Below are 24228 nucleotides of genomic sequence, written 5' to 3'. Positions count from 1 at the left end.
CCATCGGCTCAGCAGGTGCTCGGCGCGGGGTCGCCGCGGAACCTGGCGTCCATCCAGTCCAGCCCCTGGGGCAGTCCCAGCGCCGCCGCCGACAGATGGTCGGGTGTCGGCGTGAGCAGCGTCTGCACCGGTGTGCCCGCGTCGCAGTACCGCCGCAGGGTGGTGTCGATCGAATCGACCGGGATCAGCGCGTCCGTCGGACTGTGCCATTCGAAGATCGGTGTGGTGGGCACGCCCGGATACAGCTCCAGGCTGTTCTCCTCCATCACCTTCCACGCTTCCGGGTCGTCCATGAAATTCTCGTTGTCGGTCATTTCCGAAGCGCTGTGCCCGATTCCGAACAGCATGATCTCGTTGGTGCATCCGTTGCCGATCATCTGCTTCATCCGGCGGCCCTCGTCGTTCAGCTGGCCGCTGACGTCGATGCGATCGGGGTATTCGCGTTCCAGACCCAGTGCGGCGGCCATCGCGAGACCGAACGCGGGGTGCGGATTGGTGCCCAGCGCCTCCGCCATCTTCACCAGGTTCATCGGGGTTCCGCCCTCGGCCGCGCCGACGATGTTCAGTTCGGGGGCGTAACTCGGCGCCAGCGCCGCCGCCCATGCCGTCGCCATTCCGCCACCGGAGTAGCCACCCAGTCCGACCTTGCTGTTCTGCACCTGCAGGTCGGGGACCCGTTGGACGGCTCGGATGCCGTCCAACGTGATCTGGCCGCCGAGTTTGGCTGCGCCGTACGCCATCCGCGGTCCCAGATGGTCGGGCAGCGCCACCGCCCACCCGCGCGCGAGAGCGATGTTGAGGCCGGCGGCCTCCCGGATCTGGTGCAGGGGGTCGCTGGTGTAGAGCTCGGTGACGATCTTGCACTTGTTGCCCAGCGAATTGATGATGTGCTGATACGACACCAGCGGGCCGTCCGGAACGTGGTTCGGGGGCAGCACGTACGTGGTGTTCGCCGCGATCGGCCTGCCCTCGGAGTCGGTGGTCCGGAACAGCAACTCCCACATCGCACTACCGGGGAAATAGTACGACGGCGGCAGCTGGCGGATCTTCAGCACGTCGCCCGGGGCGTGGTCGGCGATGTCCGTGGGTTGTATGTAGAAGGGGTCGGGGTCGGCAACCGGGAAGATCGCGTCGGCAGCGGACGGTGTCGGCAAGGGCGGCAACGGCACCAGTGGTTGCGCCGCGGAAGTTCCTGCGCCCGCGAGGGCGGCGGTCAGCGCGAGGACCGAGCCGACTACGACGGTGCCGAAGGATCTGCGGAACAACGAGCCCATGACATACCCCACATTTCAGCGACGGGTCGACGGCATCACTATGCCAGAGCGTCGATAAAGATCCGCCCCTTTCCCGGTACCGAACAGGTCTCTGACCGATACTTCGATTCACAGATACTCGTCCGGGTGCACACCGCTGCGTCACACGACGAGCGCCGGCGTCACGGACATCGCCGCGTCGGCGGACACAACCAGGTTGGCAAGGACATTCACGGCGGCGGTCAGTTCGGACACCGGCCGCGTGAACGGCATCCGCTGATGGTCGTCGAACAGATGGCCGGTGCCGAACCGCGGCCCGGGCGCCAGCAGCAGGCCCCGCGACCGCGCGGCCGCGACGAGGTCCGTCGAACTCGTCCCGGCCGGCAGCGCGCACCACAGGGACAGTCCCCCGGCCGGCAGCACGTAGCTCCACCCGGGCAACCGCTCGTCGACCGCCGCCGCGAGCGCGTCCCGCTGCGCCCGGAGGTCCCGTCGGCGCCGCGCGACCAGCCGGTCGTGCCAGGCGAACAAGCGCACGGCCGCAAGCTGATCCAGCACGGAGACGGACAGTTGCCTGCGGGCCATGATCTTGGCCATCTGCGCGGTGCGGGCGGCCTCCGCCCGCACCCAGCCGATGCGGATACCTCCCCACACGGTCTTGCTGAGACTGCCGATCGCCACGGTCGCCGACTCCGGGACCGGGACGCCGAACGGCTCGAGGTCGTCCGGACCGTCCAGCACGATCTCCGCCGCCACCTCGTCCACGACGGTCACCACACCGTGACGGGCGAGGGTCGCGGCCAGCCGCCGTCTGCCGTCGGGAGTCGCCCTGGCTCCCGACGGATTGGAGAAGTCCGGCATCACATACGCCACCGTGGGGGCGCTCTGACGGGCGGCCCGGTCCGCGTCGGCGACGAACGCGTCGGGGTCGGTCGCGTCGATCGGCACCGGAACGGGTCTGCCGCCGGCCGCCTGCACGGATTCGACCGCGCCGGGGTAGGTCGGGTGTTCGATCAGGACACGGTCGCCCGCCTCGACCAGTGCCTCGAACACCACCTCGGTGGCGTCGCCGGCGCCGCCGGTGACGAGGATCTGGTCCGCGGTGGTCGGTCGACCGCGGCGCGTGTAGTGGCCCGCTATCGCCGCCCGGAGCGTGGTCAGTCCCCCGGGGTGGTATCCGTGCTGGGGCATGAAGCGGGGCAACTCGTCGACGGCGTCGAGGTATGCCTCCCGGAGTTCGGGAGCGGCCGCGGGGGCGGCGTTGACGAGGTCGATCACGCCGTCGACCGGCGCCCCGACCATGCTGCCCCAGGCAGGCGGACCCGACGGCATCGCCACGAACGTCCCCGACCCGTGCCGCGCCGACGCCCCAACCCGCCTCTCTCAGTTCGCGATAGGCGGCGCTGACGGTCACCCGGCTGAGCCGCAGTTCCTCCGCGAGGGCCCGTTCGGCGGGAAGCCGGACGCCCGCGGCCAGAGATCCGTCGGCGACCCTCTCGCGGAGGGCGTCCGCGAGCCCGCGATACAACGGCTGGCCGCCGGCGGGCGCCGCACCGAGCAGCACCGCCAGCTCGGCCGCGGAGACGGTTCGGACCGGTTCGCTGCTCATACAGGCCACTTTGCCACAGAGGACTGGAAGTTTGCGGTCCACTTCGGGCAGACAATGGGGACATGCTGGTAATTGGAATCATCTTGGCCCTCAGCCTGGCGTCGGTGGCCTGGCTCTGCGTCAGCACGGCGCAGGGCGGACGGTCCGGGCTCGCCGGTCCTCCGCGCAGCCACCTGCACAGCGACTGAGGGTGTGCGGCAGCATGAGGGAATGAACTCTGCCGCGCCCGTTCACGCGATAGTCCTCGCCGGTGGACGAGCCACTCGGATGGGCGGCGTCGACAAACCGGCCGTGGTGGTCGGCGGACGCCGGATGCTCGACACCGCACTCGACGCCGTCGACGACTGTGAGCGCATCGTCGTCGTGGGACCTCACCGCGTCGACCTCGATTCGACGGTGCTCCAGACGCAGGAGACTCCGCCGGGTGCCGGCCCGGTCGCCGGGGTCGCCGCCGGGCTGGCCGTGCTCGACGCCGAACCGGACGACCGGGTGATCCTGCTCGCGTCGGATCTGCCGTTCGCCGAACCGGCGATGGCCGAGACCCTCGCCTCCGCCGCGCAGGACGCCGACACCGTGTTCGCGGTCGACGAGTCGGGCCGCCTGCAATTCCTGTTGTCCGCGTGGCGCGTCGGCGCGCTCACCGATCGGCTCCGCGCGCTCGGCTCCACCGTGAACCAGCCGATGAAGGCCCTCGTTCCGGAATCGTTCGGCACGGTGCTCATCCGTGGCATCACCGACTGCGACACCCAGGAGGACGTCGAGCGGGCCCGGAGCACGGCCACGGCGGCACCCGTCACCATCGCCGAGGCCCGCGCCGCGATCCTGGCCGCGGTCCCCCCACTGCCACCGCGAGCCGCGGTGCTCGGCACGTCGCTCGGCGCCGCGCTGGCCGAGCCGCTGCTCGCCGCCGAGGCCTTGCCGCGCATCGCGGTGTCCGCCATGGACGGGTATGCGGTCGCGGGCGACGGCCCGTGGATGCTGCGCGACGCCATCCGGTACGCCGGCAGCGACGAGGAACTCGAACTGGCGGAGGGCGAGGCGGCGCGGATCGCGACGGGGGCGCACCTGCCCAGCGGCGCCACCACGGTCGTGCGCGACGAATTCGCGGTGACGACAGACACTTCCGAAGGTCCGCGACTGTCCCGGAGAGACGACGCGCCTCACCGCGACGACGCGCGCCGTCGCGGTGAGGACTGGCATGAGGGGTACCGGCTCGCGGCGGAGGGAACGGCCGTCACGCCTGCGCTCGTCTCGGCCGCCGCGAGCGCGGAAGTGACCACCGCCGGGGTGCGCGGACCGGTTCGCGCACACGTCGTGGTGACGGGTGACGAGATCCGGCGTGACGGCCCGCTGCGGCAAGGTCAGACGCGGGATGCCCTGGGACCCGTTCTCCCCCAGTTCCTCGCGTGGTGCGGCATCCACACGGTCGCCGACACGCACCTGCGGGACACCTCCGACAGCTTCGACGAGCTGTTCCGAGAAGTCCGCCGGCCCGACCTGATCGTGATCGTGGGGGCCACGGGCGGCGGCGCGGCCGACCAGCTGCGTGCGGCGCTCGACCGTGCAGACGCGCGGATCGTGGTGGCGCGGGTGCGGTGCCGCCCGGGCGGTTCGCAGGTGACCGCCCTGCTGCCCGACGGCCGGGTGGTGCTCGGTCTGCCCGGCAACCCGTACGCCGCGGTCGCGACACTGCTGACCACGGTTCCGTCCATCGCGACCGCGCTCACCGGTCGCACCCCGGCACCGATTCAGCTGGGGCGCATCGCGAATGCGTCCGAGGTCAGCGGTGACGCCACCCGCATCCTGCCCGCGGTCCCGCAACCGGACGGCACGTGGCGCGTCGACCCCGGAATCCGGACCGCGCATCTCGCGGGTCTCCTCGACCGCGACGCGCTGGTGCTGGTCCCGGCGGGGGCCGTCGACGGCGATCTCGCCGAGCTGGTTCCGCTACCGCGCTGACGGTTCAGCGCTGGTACGACAAGGCGCGGACCGCGGCAGGGATTCCACTGCGGTAGCGCTCCGCGACGAGATCGACGATCTCCGGATCGACGCCGAGCGGCTCGCCCACCCCGTCCGCACCGGCGTCGGCGAGGCGGGCGTGGAACAGTCCGTGGGCCAGGAGGTACGACGCGACGAACACCCGCTTCTCACCGCAGGCCCGCAATCCGGCGACCACGTCGGGGACGCGCGGCTGGGCGGTCGCGACGTAGCCGATCCGCACCCGCGACGCGACCAGTTCCGACAGCATCGCGGCGGCGCGCCGGACGTCGCGCAGGGCCCGGGGGTCGGAAGAGCCGGCCGCGGCGAGCACGACCGCGTCGCCGGGCCGCCAGCCCGCGTCGACGAGACGCCGCAGCAGGACGTCCGCGAGAACGGGGTCCGGGCCCAGGGCCCGCGTCACGGCTACGGAGGGGTGACCGCTGTCGGCGACCTCCCGCGGAACATCGGTGTGCACGTGGTAGCCCGACGCGAGGAACGCCGGCACCACGACGGCGGGCCCGCTGATGTCGCGGAGCACCTCGGCGGGTGAGGGCCCGAGTACGTCCACGAAGGACACCCGGGTCGGTCCGACCTGCTCGGCGACGGCATCGGCGAGCGCGGCGATCATCTCCACGCCCCGGGGACTGCGCGTTCCGTGTGCTACCAGTACCAGTGCTGTCTCGTTCATTGCTGTCCCTCCTCACGTGAATCGACGCAGTCGACGGGATCGAGCGCGAGGCGGTATCCCCGCTTGACCACCGTCTGGACTGCCTTGGGTGCGCCCAGTGACGCGCGCAGTCTGGCCACCGCCGTCTCCACGGCGTGCGTGTCGCCGCCGCCACCGGGCAGGGCCGCGAGCAGTTCGTCCCGGGGGACGACCCGGCCGGGCCGGGCGCCGAGCGTGCGCATCAGCGACATCGCGGCGGGCGGCAGCTGGCGCACCTCGCCGTCGACGACGACGCAGCCGCCGCGGATGCTCAGCTCGTGTCCGGCGGTCTGGATCTTGTTCGCCCGCCTCGGCAGCTCGTCGGCGATGTGCCGGGCGAGCGCACCCAGCCGCGAGCGTGCCGGCATCGTCGTCGGAACCTCGAGTTCGCGGAGCGGTCCGGCGGTGACCGGTCCGACGCAGGCCGCGAGGACCCGGTGCCGGAACGAGTGCAGCACCATCTCGATCATTCCGGTCTCCTTGGCGCGGGTCAGCAGCGAGGCCACCGCCGGCGCGCTGGTGAAGCTAACCGCGTCGAGACCGCCGGAGGCGATCAGTTCGATCATCCGGTCCATCGGGGCCTGGTCCTCGAGCGGCGTCCACCGGTAGACCGGGACGGCGATCACGTCGGCGCCCGCGCAGCGGAGCACCTCGCAGAAGTCCGCGACCGGCTCCCATTCCGTGGTGGCCCCGTGCAGCTGAACCGCGATGCGTTTGCCTTCGACTCCCTCACCGAGCAGATGATCGAGCACTTCCGCCGACGACTCCGACGCGGGGGACCACTCTTCCCGCAGGTCAGCCGCCCGGATCGCGCCCTTCGCCTTCGGTCCGCGGGCCAGCAGCCGGCTCGACGCCAAGGCCCGGCCCAGCTCCTCGGCTTCACCCCAGCCGTCCGCAGCCTCCATCCAGCCGCGGAAACCGATCCCCGTGGTCGCGACGACGATCTCCGGCGGGTTGTCGATGATCTGCCTCGTGACGCGCTCCAGTTCCGTGTCGTCGGCCAGCGGGATGATGCGGATCGCCGGCGCGTGCACCACGGTGGCACCCCGCCGCGTCAGCAGCGTCGCGAACTCTTCCGCGCGCCGAGACGCCGTGATCCCGATCGTGAACCCGCACAGCGGCGCCGCGTCGTTCACGCGTGCGTGCTGTGGACCTGGACGACGCCGGCCCACACCCGCACGTCGTACACGGGCAACCGCACCGACTCGTCGTCGAGGCAGCGACCGTCGACCAGCGAGAACACCTGCTTGAGCAGTGGCGACGCCACGGTGGGCTCCCCTGCCCGGTCACCGACGAGCCCGCGGGACATCACGGCCGCGCGCCCGAACGGGTCGATGTTGCCGACGGCGTGCAGGGATCCGTCCTCGAGAAGGAACAGCGCCACCTGCTCCCCACCCCGCAGCAGCACCGCCACCCCGAGACCGGGGATCAGCTGGCTGAGCGGACACGCGGACGTCCATTCCAGACGGCCTGACTTGACGCTCTCGAACCTGGTTCCACTGGCACTGTGGACGTTCATGTCGACGACGGTCATCACAGTCCTCCTTCGGGCTGGTGTGTATCCGTGCTTGGATACATAGTTCGTGGTGGGTGTTTCCGCTGCGTTAAGCGGGGATTACTCCGATGTAGAAGCTGCGAATTTCGGCATTCCCATCAACACCGGCACCTTCCGGACACCCGTGTCGTCGAACGCGACGGTCGGATCGGCCTCTTCGGGCGCGTTGACGAACGACACGAACCGCGACAGCTTCTCCGGGTCCTCGAGCACACCCGCCCACTCGTCCTTGTAACCCAGAACGTGCTTGGCCATGGCCGCCTCGAGATCGGCGGCGATGCCCAGGCTGTCCTCGCACACCACGGCCTTGAGGTGGTCGAGTCCGCCGTCCAGCGATTCGACCCACGGCGCGGTGCGCTGGAGCCGATCCGCGGTGCGGATGTAGAACATCAGATACCGGTCGATGTACCGGATCAGGGTCTCGTCGTCGAGCCCGCCCGCGAGCAGCTGGGCGTGCTTCGGGGACTGGCCGCCGTTGCCTCCGACGTACAGGTTCCAGCCGTTCTCGGTGGCGATGACGCCGACGTCCTTGCCGCGCGCCTCGGCGCATTCGCGGGCACAGCCCGAGACACCGAACTTGATCTTGTGCGGGGACCGCAGGCCGCGGTACCGGTTCTCCAGGTCGACCGCCATCCCCACGGAGTCCTGCACGCCGTACCGGCACCAGGTCGATCCGACGCAGCTCTTCACGGTGCGCAGCGACTTGCCGTACGCCTGGCCCGACTCCATGCCGGCGTCGACGAGACGCTTCCAGATCGCGGGCAGCTGCTCGACGCGGGCGCCGAACAGGTCGATACGCTGACCGCCGGTGACCTTCGTGTACAGGCCGAAGTCGCGGGCCACCTCGCCGATGACGATGAGCTGTTCGGGCGTGCATTCGCCGCCGGGCATCCGCGGCACCACCGAGTAGGTGCCGTTCTTCTGGATGTTGGCCAGGAAGTGGTCGTTCGTGTCCTGCAGCCCCGCCTGGTTGCGATGCAGAATGTGGTCCGAGTCGGTGGACGCCAGGATCGACGCGACGACGGGCTTGCAGATGTCGCAGCCCGAGCCCGTTCCGTACTTCGAGATCAGTGCGGAGAACGTGCGCGTGTCGGTGGCCTGCACGATCTCGAACAGCTCGGCGCGGGACTGCTCGAAGTGCTCGCACAGCGCCTTCGACATCACCACTCCGGACGAGGCGAGCAGCTGCTTGATGGTGGGCAGGCAGCCGCCGCACGTCGTGCCTGCGTTGGTGCAGCTCTTGACTTGCGCGATGTCGCAGGCGCCCTCGGCGATGGCCCCGCAGATCGCACCCTTGGTGACGCCGTTGCAGGAGCACACCTCGGCGTCGTCGGGCAGGGATCCGGCGCCGGGCTTCTCCCCCGCGGGGGAGATGAGCGAGGCCGGATCGCCGGGCAGTTCGCGGCCGACGAGGGGCCGCAGCGACGCGTACGCGGAGGCGTCGCCGACCAGGATGCCGCCGAGTAGCGTCTTCGCGTCGTCGGACACGACGAGCTTGGCGTAGGTGCCCTTGGCGGCGTCGCTGAGAACCACCTCGAGCGCGCCGGGGGTCTGAGCGTGGGCGTCGCCGAAGCTGGCGACGTCCACACCCATCAGCTTGAGCTTGGTGGACAGGTCGGCGCCCGGGAACTCCGCCGCCCCGCCCAGCAACCGGTCCGCGACGATCTCCGCGGTGGTGTAGCCGGGAGCGACGAGGCCGTAGCACCTGCCCTCCACCGCGGCGCACTCGCCGACCGCGTAGATGTTCTCATCCGACGTGCGGCACCCGAGGTCGGTGATGATCCCACCCCGCTCACCGACGTCGAGTCCGGCGTCACGGGCCAGCTGGTCCTGCGGGCGCACTCCCGCGGAGAACACCAGCAGCGCGGCCTCGATCACCGAGCCGTCGGACAGTTCGACGCTGATGCCGTCCGGGCCCTCGGTGATGCCTGCGGTGCCGACGCCCGTGTGAACGGTGAGACCCAGGTCGGTGACGAGGTTGGCCAGCAGCGCGCCGCCGCCCTCGTCCACCTGCAGCGGCATCAGCCGGGGAGCGAACTCGACCACGTGCGGGGTCATGCCCATCAGCTTGAGCGCGTTCGCGGCCTCGAGTCCGAGCAGACCACCGCCGACCACGACGCCGACGGCGCCGGGCCCGGCCGCGTCGGCACGCTTCCGGATGCCGTCGAGGTCGGCGAGCGTGCGGTAGACGAAGCACTCCGGCCGGTCGTGGCCGGGGATCGGCGGCACGAACGGATACGAACCGGTGGCCATCACCAGAGCGTCGTACCCGACGACCTCGCCCGAATCGGTGGTGACCTTGCGGGCCTCCCGGTCGATGGTCGCGGCCCGGCGGCCGATCCGGAGGTCGACGAGCGCGTCGTCCGGGTAGTCGTTACCCGCGAGCGCAAGCTCCTTGGGGTCCCACGCCCCCACGTAGGAGGACAGTCCCACCCGGTCGTACGCGGGGAGGGGCTCCTCGCAGAGCACCGTCACCGACCAGTCGTCCGACTCGTCGCGTGCACGCAACGCCTCGACGAATCGATGTCCGACCATTCCGTGTCCGATGACCACTGCTGACTTGCGGCTCATGCCGTCGCTCCTTCTAGCTGAATTACTCGGGTTCATGCGGTACTGCGCGAGGTCACGCCGAGACGGACACCTTTTCGTCGTCGCCGTCGGTGACGGGGAGACCGCGGGTGACGGACGGGCGGCGCAGGAAGACGAACCAGGTGACGAGGATGCAGGCGAGGTAGAAGGCGAGGAACACCCAGAACGCCATGGTCGCCGACTTCGCGGCGCCGCCGTAGGACGCGCGGAGGACCAGGTTGATTCCGACGCCGCCGAGGCCGCCGATCGCGCCGGCGAAACCGATGAGGGCGCCGGACATCGCCCGTGACCACGCCGCCTTGGCGTCGCGGCTCAGTCCTTCGAGCCCCTGCGCCTTGGCCTCGAAGATCGACGGGATCATCTTGTAGACCGAGCCGTTGCCGATGCCCGCCAGCAGGATCAGGGTGATGAAGCCGAACACGAACGCCACCAGCACTCCGGCCGTGGCCGCACCCGGAGCGCCGTCGTCGACGGTGCCCGCGGTCACCAGCACCGCGGCGGCGAGCGCCATGGCGACGAAGGTGTAGAGCGTGATCTTGCCGCCGCCGATGCGGTCGGCGAGCTTGCCGCCCATCGGCCGGGCGATGGAGCCGAGCAGCGGGCCGATGAAGGCGATCTGCGCGGCGTGCAGGGCGGCCGCCGCCGGTGTGGCGCCGCCGGCGAGGAAGTTGATCTGGAGCACCTGGCCGAACGCGAAGCTGAATCCGATAAACGAGCCGAACGTGCCGATGTAGAGGAAGCTGATGACCCACGAGTCGGAGAACTTCAGCGCCTTCACCATCGACCGGAGATCGGACTTCTGGTTGCCGAGGTTGTCCATGAACAACGCGGCCCCGACCGCGGCGACGGCGATGAAGACCAGGTAGACGGCGCACACGATCCAGGGGTCCGTGTTGCCGAGGGTGGCGATCACGAGCAGGCCGACGACCTGGATCACCGGGACGCCGATGTTGCCGCCGCCCGCGTTGAGACCGAGAGCCCAGCCCTTGAGCCGTTGCGGATAGAACGCGTTGATGTTGGTCATCGACGAGGCGAAGTTGCCACCGCCCACGCCGGCCAGTGCGGCGACGAGGATGAACGTCGTGTACGACGCCCCCGGGTTCATCATCAAGTAGAGGGTGAACAGCGTCGGGACGAACAGGACGAGGGCGCTGAAGACGGTCCAGTTGCGGCCACCGAAGCGGGCCGTCGCGACCGTGTACGGGATTCGAAGGATCGAGCCGACGAGGGTGGGGACGGCGACGAGGAAGAACTTGCCCGCCGCGTCGATCCCGTAGATGTCGGTCGGCATGAACAGCACCATGACGGACCAGATCGACCAGACGGAGAAGCCGACGTGCTCAGCGACTACCGACCAGATCAGGTTCCGCTTGGCGATATCCTTGCCGCCCGCCTCCCAGGCGTCGACGTCTTCCGCGTCCCAGTGCTCGATGTAGTGCTTCTTCACCCGGGCCTCCTCGTTGTGTGGGAGACCCAAAGGTAGAAAACCGGTGTTGCGGCGGTGCTGCGGTCGGTGACCGGGGCGTCAACTGATCCTCACTTTTCGGCTGGGCCGATGTGAGGTTTCCTGCATGTTTCCTAGACGTGTCGAAGAGCGTCCACGGGCTCCGATTCGACGTGCCAGCTGTCCTCGAGCATCCGCGGCTTGCACGCCTGGAACGCGGCTATGAGGAGGATCACCACGCCGAACGTCAGGAATCCGAACGACAGGGTCCACCCGCCGGACGCGTCGTGGAACACGCCGAACAGCAGCGGACCGAGGCACGCGACGGCGTAGCCGACGCCCTGGGTGAAGCCGGACAGCGTCGACGATCCGAGGTGGCTGCGGGTGCGCAGATTGATCAGTGTCAGCGCCATCGGGAACGTACTGGGCCCGAGGCCGAGCAGCACGATCCACAGGATGGGCGCGCTCATGGGTGCGAGCAGCAGGCCGCTGAACGACACCAGGTAGCAGACCGCGCACCCGATCACGATCGGGAACGGGTTGCGCATGCGCGCGCACAACGTGGGGGCGCCGAACGCCGCGACCAGACCCATGAACGAGAACAGACCCACCATGGCACCGCCGAACGCCTCGCTCGCGCCGGCGTCCGCGAGAATGTCGGGAATCCAGGTGAACATCGAATACGTGATCATCGACGTCATCCCGAACATGCCGGCCATTCCCCAGCCGACGGGTGACCGCCACGCGTTTCCGTGGGGGCGGTCCATCCGGCCGTCCGCGGTGGGCGCGGCGGCCACGCCCACCGCTCGCCGCCGTGCCCGCGTGAGCAGGAGGATCCACGGCACCGCCGCGGCGAAGCCGAGGAAGGCCCAGATTCCGATCGACAACCGCCAGCCGAAGGCCTCCGCGAGCGGGACCGCGACGAACGCGGGCGCGATGGTGCCGATCTGCACGCCGACGATGTACACCGAACTCATCACGGCCAGCCGGTCGGAGAAGTATCGCTTGACGAGCGGAGGGATCACCACGTTGCCGATTCCCATGCCGGCGAGCGCGAGCGCCGACAGCGCGAGCAGCGACCAGGTGTCGCTCATCAGCGCCCTCGTCAGCATGCCCACCGCCGCCATCAGCATGGCGACGAGCGCGGTCCGTTCCAGGCCCCACCGCTTGGCGATGAGCGGCGTTCCGAGCCCGAACAGCGCGAACATCGCCGTCGGGACCATTCCGAACACCCCGACGACCGTCGGCGAGAACCCGATGTCCTCCCGGATCTGGGAGGCCAGCGGGCTGAAGGACGTGACTGCGAGCCTCAGGACGAGAGCCGACATGGCGATCGCGCAGAAGACGAGGAGGCGGCCGCGTAGAAGAGTCACGAGAGAAATCATAGGATGACAGGATGACCTTTGGACAACCCGTGCGCCGCTCGAGTCTCATCTCACAGGTGACCGAGCAGCTGCGCGACGAGATCTGCAGTGGCCGGTGGGCGGTGGGAGCGAAGATCCCCACCGAGTCCGCGCTGTCCGAACTCACCGGAACGGGGCGCAACACCGTCCGTGAGGCAGTGCAGGCCCTCGTCCACACCGGACTGCTGGAACGACGGCAGGGATCGGGCACGTACGTCGTCGCCACCTCCGACGTCGGCGGCACGCTCGGCAAGTACTTCGCGGGCGCGCACGAGCGCGACGTCACGGAACTGCGGCAGGCGCTCGACGTCACCGCGGCCGCCCTCGCCGCCCGGCGACGAACCCCGGACGACATCACACGACTGCAGAGCCTGCTCGACGAGCGGTTCCGATGCTGGGCCGAATCCGGCACCGAGGCCGCGGTCGACGCCGACATCACCCTGCACCGCGCGATCGTCGAGGCGAGCCACAACGCCGTATACCTCGAGTTCTACGACTCGCTGCTGCCCTCGATCGCGCAGACCGTCGACCGGCACGTGCACGCGACGGGTGCGGGATTCCACGACGAGCACCGGCACCTGATCCAGGCGATCGTCGACGGCGACGAGACCGCGGCGACCACCGCCGCCCGCGACCTGTTCGCCGAGCTGCTCACCACCTAGAGCAGGAGGCGCACCACATCGGCGGTGCGGGCGAGTCCGGGGAACGCCTCCGCGGTCGACCGCGGGTGCAGCACGTGGACGGCGAGCCGGAACAGCACTGCCCGCAGAAGCATCTGCGGCCACTCGGGCAGGTCTTCCCACCGCCCGATGAGGGCCTCGTCGGCCCCGCCCCAGGAGATGGCGTCCACCACCGCCACCGCCGCCGCCCAGGACGCGGGACGCCAGTACGGCGTGATGTCGGTGATCCCCGGCGCGAGCGCACCGGCGAACAGGACGGTGCCGAACAGGTCTCCGTGGACGAGCTGATCCGGACACGTGACGGGCTTGCGCAATGTCGCCAGCCCCGTGATCAGGTCGAGGCTCTTGCGACCGTCCGGGGACGGGTTCTCGAGCTGATCGGCGCCCTTCGCGCTGCGCAGCGGGATCTTCTCCCAGGCCGCCCGGTCCGCCGCGACGAAGACGTCGACCTCGGCCCACGGCGCGACCGGGGGCTGCACCAGGAACCGAGGACGGTCGAGTTGCGAGGTGGCGGCGTGCAGCCGCCCCGACATCGACACGACCTCGTCGTGACGCGGTTCGGGAGTGCCCTCGATGAACGTGTCGGCGCGCCACCCGGACACCACGTACCGGCCGTCGGTGGACCGCACGGGACGGGCGAGCCGCACCCCGTCCACCTCGAGCGTCTCGCGGACCTTGGCGGACCACGCGGCGCGCGCATGATCGGCGACGGCTGACAGGACCACGTCTCCACAGAGCCACCCGCCGTCCCAGTCCGCACCGAGTGGGATGGGCTCGACTTCCCGGAGGCCGAACGTGGAGCACACGTGCTGAGGAGGTTGGCCGGTGCTCACGCACTCAACGCTACCGCCGGGTGGGCCGGTGACCGCGCAAGGCGCGCTGGCGGGCGGGGGTCAGTAGACGGGCAGGCTCGTGTCCACCTGTTTAGCCCACGCGATCACGCCGCCCTGCAGATGGGTGGCGTCGGAGAACCCGGCCTTCTTCAGCGCGGCCAGCGCCTCCGCCGACCGGACGCCGGTCTTGCAGTGCAGCACGATCGGCTTGTTCTGCGGAAGCTCCGACAGCGCCTCCCCCGACAGGATGCGGTCCTTGGGGATCAGCACCGCACCGGGCAGGTGGACGATGTCCCATTCGACGGGCTCGCGCACGTCGATCAGTTCGATCTCCTTGCCGGAGTCGAGGAGATCGCGCAGCTCCGTGGCGGTGATCGTCGAACCGGCCGCCGCGGCCTGCCCCTCGTCCGACACCACGCCGCAGAACGCGTCGTAGTCGATCAGTTCGGTGACCGGAGTCCGCGCCGGATCCCGGCGCAACGCGATGGTGCGGTACGTCATGTCCAGCGCGTCGTAGACCATCAGCCGTCCGAGCAGCGATTCGCCGATACCGGTGATCAGCTTGACCGCCTCGGTGGCCATGATCGAGCCGATCGACGCGCAGAGCACACCGAGCACGCCGCCCTCGGCGCACGACGGCACCATTCCCGGCGGTGGCGCCTCCGGGTAGAGGTCGCGGTAGTTGAGCCCGCGGCCGTTCGGCGCGTCCTCCCAGAACACGGACGCCTGGCCTTCGAAGCGGTAGATCGAACCCCACACGTACGGCTTGTGTGCGAGGACGGCGGCGTCGTTGACGAGGTACCGGGTGGCGAAGTTGTCGGTGCCGTCGAGGATCAGGTCGTACTGCTCGAACAGTTCGACGGCGTTGTCGGGCTCGAGCCGGAACTCGTGCAGCCGGACGTCGACGTTGTCGTTGATCTCGCGGATCGAGTCGCGAGCGCTCTCCCCCTTGGGACGGCCCACGTCCGAGCGGCCGTGGATCACCTGGCGCTGCAGGTTCGACATGTCGACCTCGTCGAACTCGACGATGCCGAGCGTCCCGACCCCCGCGGCCGCCAGGTAGAGCAGAGCCGGAGAGCCGAGGCCGCCGGCGCCGATGACGAGGACCTTCGCGTTCTTCAGGCGCTTCTGTCCCGCCATGCCGACGTCGGGGATGATCAGGTGCCTGCTGTACCGCGCCACCTCGTCGCGGGAAAGTTCGGCGTCCGGTTCCACCAGCGGCGGCAGCGCCTCGGTGGTCTTCACAGAACGGTCAAGCGACACGGCCCACTCCTGACGATTGCGCGACGGCTTCCGATGTGTCGGACAGCATTGACTTCAACGCCCCGACAGAGTCCATTCTTCCCCTCCCGCCCGCAGTCGCGCGGGACCGGTCCAGACTCATGCGCGCGGGAAGGGCCAGGGATTGAAATGGCAGGTCAGCCCGTTCATCGGCACGACACCCTCGGGGTCGAGCCGGGCGATGTCGTTGTTGGCCGTCCCGAACGTCTGCTGCATCATCACCGGCGCGAGGCCGCCCTCGGTCTCGCACGGCTGATGGTCCTGGTAGCCGATGGCGTGCCCGACCTCGTGGTTGATCTGGTACTGCCGGTACGACCCGATGTCGCCCTGGAACGCGATGGCGCCGCGCACCCAGCGCGGCTCGTTGAGGACGACGCGGTCGATGCCCGGGTTGTAACAGGACACCTCCAACTGGATGTCGTAGCCACACGCCTCGCGAATGGTCATCTGCGACGTCAGCGACACCCGGAAGTCGGGATCCCCCTGGTCGACGCGGCGGAACGCGAACCGCGGGTCCTTCGTCCAGCTCTTCGGATTCGACAGCGTCTGGTCGACCATCCGGCCGAACGACTCGTCCCCGCCGAATCCGGACGTGTCGACGCCGTCCTCGATCTCGACGCTGTACGTGAACTCGCGTTCGGTGCCCTGTCCGACCTTGGCTCCGTTGCCGGGAACGACGTGCCAGGTGCCGGCGCCCACCGCCGTGAACGGACCGCCGTCGGGCAACGCGCCCGAGGGAAGTTCGGCGGCGAAGTTTCCGTCGGCCTCCGGCGGGACCCCGATGACGCTGGAACCGTCGGTGTCGCGGGAGAGGGTGCCGAATCCGGGGGTGTCGGTCTCGGCCGTCGTCTCGCCGCCGCCGGTGTCCCGGACCGCGTCGATCACGACGAGCACGGTGACCACCAGCAGGATCGGGATCGCGTACGCCCGCCAGCCGTAGGTGGAGACGAAGCGGCCGATGCGGCTCTGCTTCCGGGCCTGCCGCTCGGGGCGCGGGTTGCGGGGACGGCCGACGTCGCGGCTGGTCGGGTCCCATTGAGCGCGGAGAGGTTGATGCGACTGCGCCTGCGGTGCCGACTGCGAGGCGCGGGGACGGACGTCACGCTGGTCGATGCTTCGCGATCGTCGCTCCCCGTCCTCGGAACTCTGGGGAGCCCGGCCGCGAACACGCGGTCCTCCTCGGTCAGTCACGCAGCCCAGAATCTCACAGTCCGGCACCGCCTCGTCCCAGTGCACCGTCCGCAGGTCATTCGGCGTGTCACGTGAGCGCGACCCGCAACGTCGCGGCTACCCGGATCACCAGGAGACCCGAACCCCTGCGGTACCCCAGTTACCGGACAGGCAATATCCTTGACCGGGCGAGTCCTGCGAGTCCACCATGAACGGTTCACTACGCGCGGGTATCGTTCACACAGTTACACAGAATGTGACGCGGAATACTTGTGCAGATTGGAAGCGCTATGACTGAACTCGCGGATCGGACGAACTCCGATCGCGATGCCAACACCGGAAAGGGCACCGGGGCCCGTCGCAGCACGCGACTCCCCCGCGACGCCCGGCGACTGCAGCTACTCGCCGCAGCCAGCGAGGTCTTCGTCACACGCGGATACCACGCTGCCGGAATGGACGAGATCGCCGAGTGCGCCGGTGTGAGCAAGCCCGTCCTCTACCAGCACTTCCCCGGCAAGCTCGAGCTGTACGTGGCCGTGCTGCAGAGCTACGTCGACAGCCTGATCTCGGGCGTCCGCCAGGCGCTGCGCTCGACCACCGACAACAAGCAGCGTGTCCGCGCCGCGGTGCAGGCGTTCTTCGACTTCGTCGACAACGACTCGCAGGGCTTCCGGCTCGTATTCGAGTCCGACCTCATGGGTGAGCCGCAGGTGCAGAGCCGCGTCGAGCAGGCCACCGAGGCATGCGTCGACGCCGTGTTCGACCTTGTCAGCCACGACTCCGGTCTCGACCCCTACCGCGCCCGAATCCTGGCCGTCGGCCTCGTCGGCGCCAGCCAGTTCACCGCGCGGTACTGGCTCGAGGCGGCGCGCCCGATCCCGAAGGAAGAAGCGGTCGACACGACGGTCACGCTCGCGTGGGGCGGTCTGTCCCGGGTTCCGCTGCACCCCGAACAGCGCTGACAACACGAGAAAGGGCCCGACAGTCGGATCGACCGTCGGGCCCTTTCTCGTGTTCACGTGGTCGGAGCGAATCCGACTGCGTTCACTTCGTCGGCGCGAATCCGACCTTGCGGATATCGGACGGGCCGATTTCCACGTAGGCGATCTTGCTGGACTGAATGAGGTACTTACGCCCCTTGTCGTCTTCCAGGGACAGGATCCCGTCGCCACCGGTGAGGGCGCCCGAGACCAATGTCTCGACCTCGTCCGGGGTCTGCTCGCTGCTGACGATGAGCTCACGCGGGCTGTCGATTACACCGATCTTGACCTCCACGGTCAACCTCCGAACTCTCCGAGAAACATCAGCTGTCCCGGCCAGGCTAATGCAGTGGCCGCCGCCGATGCGCGTCTGCGGGCTGTGCCCTGAGCGAACACCGGCAAACCGGTGCCGTCCAGACCAGTCACGACGGCGGTGCCGTCACACAAGTCTCGACGGCGGTGCCGTCACACAAGTCTCGACGGCGGTGCCGTCACACAAGTCTCGACGGCGGTGCCGTCACACAAGTCCGAGCACGGCCATGCGTTCGGCGTGCATCTCCTGCATGCGGTCGAACAGTGCGACGACGCCGTTGAGGTCGCCGGACGCGGAGATGACGAGTTCGGTCAGCGCCTCCCGCTGCGCCAGGACGAACTGCGCCTGGGTGATGGCCTCGCCGAGCAGTCGCCTGCCCCACAGCATGAGGCGGTCCTTGTCGCGGTTGCTGGCCTTGATCGCCTGCTGGACCTCGTGGACGACGAACTCGGAGTGCCCGGTCTGTGAGAGCACCTCCTCGACGGTCCGCGAGACCTCGGCGGGCAGCGAGTGCCCGATCTCGCGGTAGAAGTCCGCGGCAATCCCGTCGCCGACGTACGCCTTCACCAGCGCCTCGAGCCACGTCGAGGGGGTGGTGGACGCGTGGTAGTTGTCGAGGGCCCGGACGAACGGATCCATCGCCTCGAAGATGTCGAACCCACGCGCGGTCAGCGCCTTCTCGAGCATCTCGAAGTGGCCCATCTCGGCGGCCGCCATGCTCGCGAGCGCCACTTTGCCCTGCAGGGTCCGCGCCATCTGCGCGTCCTCGGACAGCCGGTAGAACGCGGAGATCTCGCCGTAGGCGAGGACCGCGAAGAGTTCACCGACGCCGGGGTGATCAGCGGGAATCGTGGAATCAGTGGATGCAGGGGTGTTGGGCTCCATGGCGCCACAGCCTAATGCGTCGAGCAGTGATATTTGCCATGCGTAACCAGTTGTGGAGCGTTCTCCGGCTACAATGATCGTGGGCAACCGCTCGTCACCACGTTCGTCTCCACAGAGAACGCGGTTCGAGTGATGATCGATCACGATCCGATCGGCGGTTCCCACCGATAATGTGCGCGCACCTGATCGACGGTCCCAGCCGCGCCTCGCCGAAATCTTCGATTTCTGCGCTGAGGCAGAGGCAGGATCGACTCGGAAGAGGACATCGACGAGCGTCGACTGGGAAATCGGGCCGACCAGCGGCCTGGCCCTTACCTCGTGCGTGCGTGCAGCTACGAGGAAGGCCAGACCCCTGAGCAAGATCACTGTCGACCATGAAGACGACGCAACCGAGACCACGCTGTCGGCGCAACTCGACTCCACACACGTCGCCCCCACTTTCGCCGAACTCGGAGTGCGTGACGAGGTCGTCCGCGCCCTCGACGAGATCGGCATCGAGCGCACGTTCGCCATTCAGGAGCTGACGCTCCCCCTCGCCCTCGCCGGCGACGACCTGATCGGTCAGGCCCGCACGGGCATGGGCAAGACGTTCGGTTTCGGCGTCCCGCTGCTCCACCGCATCTCCTCCGGCACCACCGGGACGGCCGCACTCGACGGCACTCCCCGCGCGCTGGTCATCGTCCCCACCCGCGAGCTGTGCATCCAGGTCACCAAGGATCTCGAGGGCGCGGCGAAGTACCTGAAGGGCGAGAAGAACAAGCCCCTCGAGGTCCTCGCCATCTACGGTGGCCGCCCGTACGAGACCCAGATCGCGACGCTGCAGAAGGGCGCCGACGTCGTCGTGGGCACCCCCGGGCGTCTGCTCGACCTCGCCAACCAGGGACATCTGATCCTCGGCAAGGTGGAGGTGCTCGTTCTCGACGAGGCCGACGAGATGCTCGACCTCGGCTTCCTGCCCGACATCGAGCGCATCCTGAACATGGTGCCGGACAAGCGCCAGACGATGCTGTTCTCGGCGACCATGCCGGGTCCGATCATCACGCTCGCCCGCACGTTCCTCACCCAGCCGACGCACATCCGCGCCGAGCAGGCCGACGACTCGGCGGTCCACGACCGCACGAGCCAGCACATCTACCGCGCTCACGCGCTCGACAAGGCGGAGATGGTGGCCCGCGTGCTGCAGGCCGACGGCCGCGGCGCGACGATGATCTTCACCCGCACCAAGCGGACCGCGCAGAAGGTGTCCGACGAACTCGCCGAGCGCGGTTTCGCCGTCGGCTCCGTGCACGGCGACCTCAACCAGGTTGCCCGCGAGAAGGCTCTCAAGGCGTTCCGGTCGGGCAAGATCGACGTGCTCGTCGCGACGGACGTGGCGGCCCGCGGTATCGACATCGACGACGTCACGCACGTCATCAACTACCAGTGCCCGGAGGACGAGAAGACGTACGTCCACCGGATCGGCCGCACCGGTCGCGCGGGCCGCACCGGCATCGCCGTGACGCTCGTGGACTGGGACGACATCCCCCGCTGGCAGCTCATCGACAAGGCTCTCGGCCTCGGTATCCCCGATCCGGTCGAGACGTACTCGAGCTCCCCGCACCTGTACGAGGAACTGTCGATCCCGGCTGAGGCGACCGGCACGATCAAGCGCCCCCGGGTCGAGAAGGCCGCGCCCGCGCAGAGCGAGGACGCCGACACAGAGAACGGCGAGAAGGCCGAGCGCACGGAGCGTCCGGCACGCACCCGTACCCGTCGACGCACACGTGGTGGCCGTCCCGCGGACGCCGTGGGCCCCAAGTCGCCTGAGCCGACGGCACCCGAATCCGCGGCGGCGAGCACGGACGCCGACGGCGAGGGTTCCAAGCCCCGCCGGCGCCGTCGCCGCCGGACCACGAAGGTCGGCGCCGCCGCGACGAACGCGGAGTAACCAACCACCGTGCTCGCACCTGAGCGGCGCTCACGCGCCGATCTCGTCGTCGCTGCCGGAATCGCCGTCGCGGTCGTGGTCGCCCTCACCGTGGTGTGGTTCCGCAGCGATGCCCGGGGCACCACCTCGATCACCGCCGCCGAACCGCCGCCCGCGCTCGTCACGGCCCTGACGGTCCCCGAGACACTGAGCCCGATCTGGGACTCCGCGAGTTCCGCCACCACCGCGCCTCTCGTCGTCGGCGGTGCCGTCGTCACCGCCGAGGGCGGCGACGTGGTGGGCCGGGACCGGATGTCGGGTACCGAACTGTGGCGATACGCGCGTGATCTCGACCTGTGCGGTGTGACGGCGTCGTGGGAGAAGGTCGTGGCCGTCTACCGCGACGACCGCGGATGCTCCCAGGTCACCGAACTCGACGGCGGCACCGGTGAGCGCCTGGCGCAGCGGAACAGCGACGCCGATCCCGGGGTGACGCTGACGGCCGACGGAACGTATGTGGCCTCCCTCGGCGACCGCCGTCTGGAACTGTGGCGCTCCGACCTGGTTCGCACCGTCGAGTACGGGCGGGTGGACGCTCCGGTGAACCCCAAGAAGCAGCCCCGCAGCGGATGCACGCTGATCGACGTCGGTTCGAGCAGCAGCAAGCTGTCCGTGCTCGAGCGCTGCCCCGGCGAGGTGGCCGATCGGCTGACGGTCCTGAATCCCTCGCCGAAGGACAATCAGGAACCCGAGGAGTACGGGTCCAGCGTCCTGGCGGGTGTCGACGCCGGCGTCGAGGGTGCGCGCATCCTCGGTGTGTCGGGCGACACCACGGCCGTCTACCTGCCCGCGGGCAGGACGACCGGACCGCGGATCGGCCTGTTCGACGGCACCGGCAACGCCGTGTCCGAGTACGCGCTCGCCCTCCGGGTCGGACCGGATCCGGTCACGTCGGCGAGCAGTTCGGTGGTCACCTGGTGGACCGGTTCCGATGTCGTCTCGCTCGGCGCGTCCGATCTCGTTCCGCGCTGGACCTTCCCGGGCGCTCTCGGCCCGGGCGCCGTGATGGCCGGGAACCTGCTGGTCCCGGTTGCATCCGGGATCGCCGTGCTCGATCTGCCGACCGGTGCGCTGTTGCGGACCATCCCGGTGGCGCGCGACAGCGTCACCGGTCCGATCACCACGACCGTGGCCGGCGACGTCGTGCTCGAACAGCGCGGCGACAGCGTGGTGGCGCTGCGCTGAGGTGACCGCTCAGGCGGACTCGGCGAACACCACGAGGTAGCCGTCGAGATCGCGGAGCCAGATCTCGCGATGTCCCGCATTGGGATTGACGTGCACGTCCGTCACCACGTCGGCTCCCGCCTCCCGCACCCTCGTGACGGTGCCGTCGAAGTCGGTCGTCTCGAACCAGATCGCCACCCCGTTTCCCCGCGGGAGTGACGGATCGCCGAGTGGGCCGTGGTGGTGGCCCTCGTCGAGTCGGTGCAGTTGCAGGATCAGGTGCCCGTCGACGAGGAGTTGCTCGTAGTCCCGTCCACCGTGACCGCTGCGCGCGTTCAGGACCGTCCGGTACCACTCGCCTGACCGTTCGACGTCGTCCACGGCGAGGAGCGGCTGGGCCCGCATAGTCAGCGTGTTGTTCCGGGTTGTGTCCGTGACCGTCATGGGCCCGACGTTAGCGCCGCACGCTCCCCCGCACTTGGACGAATGGGCACACCGCGCGCCCGTCAGCGGAAGGTGGCGCGGTACGCGGAGGGTGAGACGGCGACGGTGCGCGCAAGGTGTTGCCGCAACGAGGTGGCGGTACCGAATCCCGCGGCCTCGGCCACGTCGTCCACCGGCAGGTCGGTGTTCTCCAGCAGTTCACGGGCGCGGGTAATCCGCTGCTCGAGGATCCACTGCGTCGGCGACATCCCCGTCTCGGCCCGGAATCGTCGGGTGAACGTGCGTACGCTCATCGACTCCCCTGCGGCCAGTTCCCGCAGCGACAGCGGCTGATCTAGCCGGGCCAGCGCCCGGGCCCGCGCTCCCGACGTCGACGCACCGCCGGCCTCCGGGACCGGCGCGGTGACGAACTGCGCCTGACCACCGCTGCGGTGAGGCGGCACGACCGTTCCCCGCGCCACCTCGTTGGCCACCGACGCACCGTGATCGACGCGAATCATGTATAGGCACAGATCGATTCCGGATGCGACGCCGGCGGCGGTGAGCACGGTGCCATCGTGGGTGTAGAGCACACCGGGGTCCAGGTGAACGTCCGGGTAGAGCCTCCGGAACGCGTCCGCCGATTTCCAGTGCGTCGTGGCGCGCCGGTTCTCCAGCAGGCCGGCGGCGGCGAGGACGAACGATCCCGTGCAGATCGAGGCCACCCGGGTGCCGGGACGGATGTGCGCGAAGGCGTCCGCGAGCGGGCCGGGCAGCCCTCCGTCCTCCGGCGGATCGTAGTCCTGATCGGACGCCGGGACCACGACCGTGTCGGCGGTGCCGAGCAGCGCCGGGCCGTGCTCGACCGACAGCGTCACGTCGGTGTCGGTCCGGACGGCGCCGGGAGCGAGGGCGCACGTGAGGATCTCGTACAGCGGTTCGCCGTCCCGCGACCGTGCTTCGCCGAACAGGCGATGAACGATTCCGAACTCGATCGGGAGCAGGCCGTCACGCACGAACACGACCACGCGATGACGACGCCCGGGCCGTTCGACGCTCGAATCGGACATGGCCCGATTATTTCACATAGTGTCCCACCGGCCACTGGTGCGGCGACGTACGCGGATCCAAGATCGGAAGGGTCGAAGGCGACCGAGCGAAAGGCGGACCATGAAGATCCTGTGGGTGTCGGCGCATCCCGAGCCGAAGTCCCTGAACGCCGCACTGCGCGGCGATGCCCTCGCGGCACTGCGCGGCGCCGGCCACCAGATCCGGACCTCCGATCTGTACGGGATGCGATGGAATCCGGTGGTGACCGCGGACGACTTCGCACACGATCCGGGCGGCCGCCTCCTGGTGGGAGCGAGGTCGGGACAGGCGCTGGCGGAGGGCACCCTGGCTCCCGACATCCTCGCGGAGCAGCGCAAACTCGGGTGGGCCGACGCGGTGATCGTGCAGTTCCCGCTGTGGTGGTACGGCATGCCCGCGATTCTCAAGGGCTGGTTCGACCGGGTGTTCGTCGAGGGCTACGGATACGGGGTGCGGGGCGAGGACGGTTCCACCCGTCGGTACGGCGAGGGGACCCTCGCCGGTAAGCGGGCGATGACCGTCGTCAGTTTCGGCGGCAGCGCCGACAGCGCAGGCCCGCGCGGAATCAACGGCCCAATCGACGAGGTCCTGTTCCCGATCCACCACGGAATCTTCTGGTACACCGGGATGTCCGTGCTGCCCCCGGTCCTGATCGACAGCGCGGACCGGTTGCCCGCCGAGTGCTACCCCGGGGTCGCGGCCCGCGTGATCGATCGCGTATCCGGCCTGTTCACCGACGCCCCGTTGCCCTTCCGCTCACAGAACGGCGGCGACTACGACGACCGGTTCGTGCTGCGCGAGGACCGGGCGCCCGGCGTCACGGGCCTGCGCGCCCACTACACCGACGCTCGTTCCGGGGCGCACGGACCGGAAGCCCAAGTCCCCACCCGCTGCGGGGTGTAACG

At 69.4% G+C, this 24228-nt stretch carries 21 protein-coding genes and 1 pseudogene; 7 read left to right on the top strand and 15 right to left on the bottom strand.

What is annotated here, in order from left to right; translation table 11 throughout:
- Positions 1-8: 8 nt before the first annotated feature.
- Both ROP_RS31945 and ROP_RS31940 read right to left on the bottom strand, forming a co-directional pair.
- Positions 9-1274 (bottom strand): lipase family protein, encoded by a 1266-nt coding sequence (locus tag ROP_RS31945; RefSeq protein WP_043825761.1) that lies wholly within the window; start codon positions 1272-1274, stop codon positions 9-11.
- A gap of 141 nt (positions 1275-1415) precedes the next feature.
- Positions 1416-2862: pseudogene (locus tag ROP_RS31940) on the bottom strand (PLP-dependent aminotransferase family protein).
- A 62-nt stretch (positions 2863-2924) separates the two neighbouring features.
- On the opposite strand from ROP_RS31940, the gene ROP_RS44900 reads away from it, so the two are divergent.
- Positions 2925-3050 (top strand): hypothetical protein, encoded by a 126-nt coding sequence (locus ROP_RS44900; RefSeq protein WP_269454464.1) that lies wholly within the window; start codon positions 2925-2927, stop codon positions 3048-3050.
- 22 nt (positions 3051-3072) lie between these two features.
- Positions 3073-4821 carry an NTP transferase domain-containing protein gene (locus ROP_RS31935; protein ID WP_043825759.1) on the top strand — a complete coding sequence of 583 codons (1749 nt, stop codon included), beginning with the start codon at positions 3073-3075 and terminating at the stop codon, positions 4819-4821.
- A 4-nt stretch (positions 4822-4825) separates the two neighbouring features.
- Here ROP_RS31935 and ROP_RS31930 read toward each other — a convergent pair whose 3' ends face one another.
- The 6 genes from ROP_RS31930 to ROP_RS31905 all read right to left on the bottom strand — a co-directional run bounded on the left by ROP_RS31930 (position 4826) and on the right by ROP_RS31905 (position 12521).
- Positions 4826-5530, bottom strand: a complete 705-nt coding sequence (locus ROP_RS31930; RefSeq protein ID WP_015890130.1) for a sirohydrochlorin chelatase — start codon at positions 5528-5530, stop codon at positions 4826-4828.
- A complete protein-coding gene (locus tag ROP_RS31925; RefSeq protein ID WP_015890129.1) occupies positions 5527-6684 on the bottom strand; it encodes a uroporphyrinogen-III synthase in 1158 nt (385 codons plus the stop codon). Before ROP_RS31925 ends, ROP_RS31930 begins: the two co-directional genes overlap by 4 nt.
- A complete protein-coding gene (nirD, locus tag ROP_RS31920) occupies positions 6681-7082 on the bottom strand; it encodes a nitrite reductase small subunit NirD (protein WP_043825757.1) in 402 nt (133 codons plus the stop codon). The genes ROP_RS31925 and nirD overlap by 4 nt, the downstream gene beginning before the upstream one ends.
- 81 nt (positions 7083-7163) lie before the next feature.
- Entirely contained in the window at positions 7164-9674 is a 2511-nt protein-coding gene (gene nirB, locus ROP_RS31915; protein WP_015890127.1) for a nitrite reductase large subunit NirB, read from the bottom strand.
- Positions 9675-9726: 52 nt separating this feature from the next.
- The gene (locus tag ROP_RS31910) at positions 9727-11139 is read right to left on the bottom strand and encodes an MFS transporter (protein WP_015890126.1); all 1413 of its coding nucleotides are present in this window, start codon (positions 11137-11139) and stop codon (positions 9727-9729) included.
- Between the two features lie 131 nt (positions 11140-11270).
- Positions 11271-12521 carry a CynX/NimT family MFS transporter gene (locus tag ROP_RS31905; protein ID WP_015890125.1) on the bottom strand — a complete coding sequence of 417 codons (1251 nt, stop codon included), beginning with the start codon at positions 12519-12521 and terminating at the stop codon, positions 11271-11273.
- An 11-nt stretch (positions 12522-12532) separates the two neighbouring features.
- Here ROP_RS31905 and ROP_RS31900 point away from each other — a divergent pair, with 11 nt between their 5' ends.
- Positions 12533-13201 carry a FadR/GntR family transcriptional regulator gene (locus tag ROP_RS31900; protein ID WP_015890124.1) on the top strand — a complete coding sequence of 223 codons (669 nt, stop codon included), beginning with the start codon at positions 12533-12535 and terminating at the stop codon, positions 13199-13201.
- Here the strand turns inward: ROP_RS31900 and ROP_RS31895 are convergent.
- From ROP_RS31895 to ROP_RS31885, 3 genes are all read right to left on the bottom strand, one after another.
- Positions 13198-14052, bottom strand: a complete 855-nt coding sequence (locus ROP_RS31895; protein WP_015890123.1) for a TIGR02569 family protein — start codon at positions 14050-14052, stop codon at positions 13198-13200. The two genes, ROP_RS31900 and ROP_RS31895, sit on opposite strands and share 4 nt — an antisense overlap.
- A 60-nt stretch (positions 14053-14112) precedes the next feature.
- Positions 14113-15297, bottom strand: a complete 1185-nt coding sequence (moeZ, locus tag ROP_RS31890) for an adenylyltransferase/sulfurtransferase MoeZ (RefSeq protein ID WP_015890122.1) — start codon at positions 15295-15297, stop codon at positions 14113-14115.
- Positions 15298-15432: 135 nt separating this feature from the next.
- Positions 15433-16569 (bottom strand): DUF3152 domain-containing protein, encoded by a 1137-nt coding sequence (locus ROP_RS31885; RefSeq protein WP_015890121.1) that lies wholly within the window; start codon positions 16567-16569, stop codon positions 15433-15435.
- Positions 16570-16793: 224 nt separating this feature from the next.
- Between ROP_RS31885 and ROP_RS31880 the strand changes: the two genes are divergently transcribed.
- On the top strand, positions 16794-17465 hold the full coding sequence (locus ROP_RS31880) for a TetR/AcrR family transcriptional regulator (protein ID WP_015890120.1): 672 nt from the start codon (positions 16794-16796) through the stop codon (positions 17463-17465).
- An 82-nt stretch (positions 17466-17547) separates the two neighbouring features.
- Here ROP_RS31880 and ROP_RS31875 read toward each other — a convergent pair whose 3' ends face one another.
- Together ROP_RS31875 and ROP_RS31870 are read right to left on the bottom strand one after the other, a co-directional pair.
- Positions 17548-17778 (bottom strand): DUF3107 domain-containing protein, encoded by a 231-nt coding sequence (locus tag ROP_RS31875; protein WP_015890119.1) that lies wholly within the window; start codon positions 17776-17778, stop codon positions 17548-17550.
- 222 nt (positions 17779-18000) lie between these two features.
- A complete protein-coding gene (locus ROP_RS31870) occupies positions 18001-18681 on the bottom strand; it encodes a ferritin-like fold-containing protein (RefSeq protein ID WP_015890118.1) in 681 nt (226 codons plus the stop codon).
- A 322-nt stretch (positions 18682-19003) separates the two neighbouring features.
- Between ROP_RS31870 and ROP_RS31865 the strand changes: the two genes are divergently transcribed.
- Both ROP_RS31865 and ROP_RS31860 read left to right on the top strand, forming a co-directional pair.
- Positions 19004-20608: a DEAD/DEAH box helicase gene (locus ROP_RS31865; RefSeq protein WP_015890117.1), complete on the top strand. Its 1605-nt coding sequence runs from the start codon at positions 19004-19006 to the stop codon at positions 20606-20608.
- Between the two features lie 9 nt (positions 20609-20617).
- Positions 20618-21832 carry an Rv3212 family protein gene (locus ROP_RS31860; RefSeq protein ID WP_015890116.1) on the top strand — a complete coding sequence of 405 codons (1215 nt, stop codon included), beginning with the start codon at positions 20618-20620 and terminating at the stop codon, positions 21830-21832.
- Between the two features lie 9 nt (positions 21833-21841).
- On the opposite strand, the gene ROP_RS31855 is transcribed toward ROP_RS31860, so the two are convergent.
- Both ROP_RS31855 and ROP_RS31850 read right to left on the bottom strand, forming a co-directional pair.
- Positions 21842-22255: a VOC family protein gene (locus ROP_RS31855; RefSeq protein WP_015890115.1), complete on the bottom strand. Its 414-nt coding sequence runs from the start codon at positions 22253-22255 to the stop codon at positions 21842-21844.
- 62 nt (positions 22256-22317) lie between these two features.
- Positions 22318-23304: a GlxA family transcriptional regulator gene (locus ROP_RS31850; protein ID WP_015890114.1), complete on the bottom strand. Its 987-nt coding sequence runs from the start codon at positions 23302-23304 to the stop codon at positions 22318-22320.
- Positions 23305-23404: 100 nt separating this feature from the next.
- Between ROP_RS31850 and ROP_RS31845 the strand changes: the two genes are divergently transcribed.
- A complete protein-coding gene (locus tag ROP_RS31845) occupies positions 23405-24226 on the top strand; it encodes an NAD(P)H-dependent oxidoreductase (protein WP_015890113.1) in 822 nt (273 codons plus the stop codon).
- Positions 24227-24228 lie beyond the last annotated feature (2 nt).

It is taken from the genome of Rhodococcus opacus B4, from assembly GCF_000010805.1.
In the GTDB taxonomy this organism is placed as follows: Bacteria; Actinomycetota; Actinomycetes; order Mycobacteriales; family Mycobacteriaceae; genus Rhodococcus_F; species Rhodococcus_F opacus_C.
The sequence above is the reverse complement of the archived record's forward strand: the minus strand, read 5'-3'. Positions and strand labels throughout refer to the sequence as shown.

Coding starts and splice junctions, on each gene's coding strand:
- nirD (WP_043825757.1), bottom strand. CDS start 7,082: ATGACCGTCGTCGACATGAACGTCCACAGTGCCAGTGGAACCAGGTTC.
- ROP_RS31850 (WP_015890114.1), bottom strand. CDS start 23,304: ATGTCCGATTCGAGCGTCGAACGGCCCGGGCGTCGTCATCGCGTGGTC.
- nirB (WP_015890127.1), bottom strand. CDS start 9,674: ATGAGCCGCAAGTCAGCAGTGGTCATCGGACACGGAATGGTCGGACAT.
- ROP_RS31945 (WP_043825761.1), bottom strand. CDS start 1,274: ATGGGCTCGTTGTTCCGCAGATCCTTCGGCACCGTCGTAGTCGGCTCG.
- ROP_RS31880 (WP_015890120.1), top strand. CDS start 16,794: ATGACTGAACTCGCGGATCGGACGAACTCCGATCGCGATGCCAACACC.
- ROP_RS31855 (WP_015890115.1), bottom strand. CDS start 22,255: ATGACGGTCACGGACACAACCCGGAACAACACGCTGACTATGCGGGCC.
- ROP_RS31870 (WP_015890118.1), bottom strand. CDS start 18,681: ATGGAGCCCAACACCCCTGCATCCACTGATTCCACGATTCCCGCTGAT.
- ROP_RS31905 (WP_015890125.1), bottom strand. CDS start 12,521: ATGATTTCTCTCGTGACTCTTCTACGCGGCCGCCTCCTCGTCTTCTGC.
- ROP_RS44900 (WP_269454464.1), top strand. CDS start 2,925: ATGCTGGTAATTGGAATCATCTTGGCCCTCAGCCTGGCGTCGGTGGCC.
- ROP_RS31935 (WP_043825759.1), top strand. CDS start 3,073: ATGAACTCTGCCGCGCCCGTTCACGCGATAGTCCTCGCCGGTGGACGA.
- ROP_RS31845 (WP_015890113.1), top strand. CDS start 23,405: ATGAAGATCCTGTGGGTGTCGGCGCATCCCGAGCCGAAGTCCCTGAAC.
- ROP_RS31900 (WP_015890124.1), top strand. CDS start 12,533: ATGACCTTTGGACAACCCGTGCGCCGCTCGAGTCTCATCTCACAGGTG.
- ROP_RS31930 (WP_015890130.1), bottom strand. CDS start 5,530: ATGAACGAGACAGCACTGGTACTGGTAGCACACGGAACGCGCAGTCCC.